This is a genomic window from Pseudomonas sp. Irchel s3b5 (genome assembly GCF_900187435.1).
Classification (GTDB): Bacteria; Pseudomonadota; Gammaproteobacteria; order Pseudomonadales; family Pseudomonadaceae; genus Aquipseudomonas.
The window spans coordinates 1-2802 of record NZ_FYDY01000059.1; the positions used below are offsets into that span (position 1 = coordinate 1).

Below are 2802 nucleotides of genomic sequence, written 5' to 3' on the forward strand. Positions count from 1 at the left end.
TAGAGATACACTTTTTCGACTTTGGCGTCGGGTCGCATCATGACGGGCTGGCTCCGGAAAGAAATTGGGAGTACAGCATCGGGTATCAGATTTCGGCTTGGAATGTGGGCTTCATGGAGCGCTTACCAAAGTTCGCATATGCAGTTTTCATAGAGACCGGCACGTTTTGAAAGAGCCTTCCGAACATCTTACCCAGAAATATCAGACATCAATCAAAAATCACATTAACTCTTTCCACTGTAATCCTTACGTATTGTTCATTGAATTCTGGATAATCGTAGTGGATATCTTGATCGTCGAAATCAACAAACGAGCGAAAGAGGCCACCATCCAAATACCCGAAAAGAACACACGAAAACCCGCCACCAATCATTTCAACTGCCAGCTTTGTCTCTTCAGCAAGGATGACAAGAGTCTTGACCGGAAGCATCATTTCGAATTCGACTTCGTATTGCTTTCCTACCTCTATTTTTGATGGGCTGTAACTCAGAAAGCATTTGGCTACGACGTTTCCAATGAGCAAAACGACTTCCTCTTCGACGAACTCGTGAACCGACAGCAAAAGCGCCACATACTTCCTAACCATCTTATAATATTCACCGCACCCAGTTAAAAATCTATTAATTTTATTATGCGCAGTAATTCACTCCTAAATGAGCAGTGCAATTACGGCAGCCTTTTAAATGCCCCAATCATAGTTCTTAATTAACCTTATCTGAAAACCCCACCCACACCAGAGGAAGGATTCCCACTGACATCTAGCATGCACTGATGACAAATACGCAGCTTGCAACACATCCTCTTTCAAAATCAACACATACTAACAAACCGCCACTTCTCAATAAAGACAGTTCACCATAAAAAATTGCCCCAGTGATAAACGTCAAATCAATCATCTATCACCCCAAAGTCAACATATCAAACAATAGACCTCACAAGCCATATCAGCTTATTAACTGTAGGGTTTCGCAACAAACTACGCACCAACAACTAGAACACCTTAAATATCAAAAAACATGATCAGCAAAGTAAACAGATGGATCACCAAGCCTCAAGTAAGCGGCAGTAAAATCTATCGATGAATTTCCCGCCACTACCGATATTCGAAACCGAGAATCATACCGTTCAATGTTCACTTTCATCAGTGAAGTTGCCGGGAGGTTTTTCACATTTATTTCACTCACCTCATCGCACGCAAATCCAATACGGCAAGCATTATACTCTATTGACCTCCACTTTAGAGGGGGTTTGTCGGGTAATTCTTTTATATTAAATGACAAAGTCACCGTTGACCCAACATTATCCATGACCATTGAAACCAATTTTATTTCACCGACCTCAATCAACCCGCCAAACACCATATTAAAAAGTACTACCTTCGAAATCATTCCAGTATTTCACCACTTACCTCCCAAATGGGTAGTGCTCCTTTGTGCCCTTAACCTTGCCGTGTCTAACATCACCAACTGGCCGAACATTGAAGTGAGCCCCCTGATCACCCTCATTATTTTTCGCACAAAATTTATGGCCCGCAGTATGATCCTGCAATATAAGGACAAGCCCGTCACCTCGGGTGAAATTTATATTGCCTGGTTTTAATTGGCACGCCATGGCTATTCAAAATACTTTTACCGCTCATGTCCGTAAAATTGACATAGCCTACCTGTTTAGCCCTACCACTCATATCATCCCACAAGGAATCTCCCGAAGACCTTGCCCGGAAATTTCGTACATCCGTCAGAACGACACATCAATTCTATCCACCGCAATTTTTACGTACTGCTCATTTAGTTCTGGATACTCGAAGTGAATTTCTTGATCCTCGAAGTCAACAAACGAACGAAAAACACTACCGTCCAAGTAGCCAAATAGAACGCATGAAAATCCTTCACCGATCATTTCAAGTGTGTGCTTTTGCTTCTCCGCTGCGACAACAAAGCCCTCGTCCGGAAGCACCATTTCCAACTCGACTTCGTATTGCTTTCCCACTTCAATTTTTGATGGGCAGTAGTTCAGAAAACACTTTACCTCAACGTCTTCAATAAGGAGAACGACTTCTTCTTCGACGATTTCGTCAATCGAAACCACAAGCGCTACATACCTCCTAGTCATTTTTCGGCCTCACTACTTTATCGCGCACATCTCCATTCAATGTTCTCCAGGTCTCTTTCCCGCTTTTCGTATGCAACGTCGTAATCTCTTGGGTGCTATTAGTTCCAACAAATGCAAATTTCGACTCTCCCCTTCTATTATTTCCCATGAGCTGCAAATACCCGAATCGTACCTCCCCTTTGTACTGATATTCCACACGTGCGCCCTGATTTACTACGTCACGAGCTATCAACAAATACTCTTCTTTGCTCATAGCACTGAACTCAGCTCCGTGTTTTTTATAATGACCAATAAGTTTCTCTTCACTACCAAAATCTTGGGGACGGGCTTTTGGTTTCGGCTGCGCGCCCCCCCCTTCATCAACCTTAGCCCCACCCAGCTCATCCGGCACCGAACATCCCGGCTTACTCGCCCCCGGACAGTTCCCGCTCAACCCCAACGGATCCACCCACCCCGTCGGGTTCCGCGTGTACTGATACGAATTCAACCCACCCGCCAGCTTCAGCGGATCCGGCGTCAGATAACGCCCGATGTCCGGGTGGTAATACCGATGCCGGTTGTAATGCAGGCCGCTTTCCGCGTCGAAGTACTGCCCCTGAAAACGCAGCGGTTGTTCCAGTTGCTCGCCGCCGCCATGAGTCAGTTGGCTGACTTTGCCGTAGGCGCTGTACTGCGCCGACCAGACGATTT

Annotated in this window: 5 protein-coding genes; all 5 read right to left on the reverse strand. The window is 45.1% G+C overall.

Annotation, left to right across the window (positions count from 1 at the left end; all coding sequences use genetic code 11):
• Positions 1-208: 208 nt before the first annotated feature.
• Positions 209-571: a hypothetical protein gene (locus CKW15_RS27680; RefSeq protein ID WP_256583285.1), complete on the reverse strand. Its 363-nt coding sequence runs from the start codon at positions 569-571 to the stop codon at positions 209-211.
• Positions 572-1007: 436 nt separating this feature from the next.
• The gene (locus CKW15_RS29235; protein WP_095059349.1) at positions 1008-1388 is read right to left on the reverse strand and encodes an Imm50 family immunity protein; all 381 of its coding nucleotides are present in this window, start codon (positions 1386-1388) and stop codon (positions 1008-1010) included.
• Between the two features lie 16 nt (positions 1389-1404).
• Positions 1405-1611 carry an HNH/endonuclease VII fold putative polymorphic toxin gene (locus CKW15_RS29240; RefSeq protein ID WP_095059351.1) on the reverse strand — a complete coding sequence of 69 codons (207 nt, stop codon included), beginning with the start codon at positions 1609-1611 and terminating at the stop codon, positions 1405-1407.
• A 126-nt stretch (positions 1612-1737) separates the two neighbouring features.
• Positions 1738-2088: a hypothetical protein gene (locus tag CKW15_RS27695; protein WP_256580356.1), complete on the reverse strand. Its 351-nt coding sequence runs from the start codon at positions 2086-2088 to the stop codon at positions 1738-1740.
• Positions 2089-2104: 16 nt separating this feature from the next.
• Positions 2105-2802: RHS repeat-associated core domain-containing protein (locus tag CKW15_RS27700; protein ID WP_143498534.1), on the reverse strand; the 698-nt coding region annotated here is incomplete at its 5' end.

Bases quoted from the DNA above. Each gene is read 5' to 3' on its own strand.
- CKW15_RS29240 (WP_095059351.1), bottom strand. From the start codon at position 1,611: ATGGCGTGCCAATTAAAACCAGGCAATATAAATTTCACCCGAGGTGAC.
- CKW15_RS29235 (WP_095059349.1), bottom strand. From the start codon at position 1,388: ATGATTTCGAAGGTAGTACTTTTTAATATGGTGTTTGGCGGGTTGATT.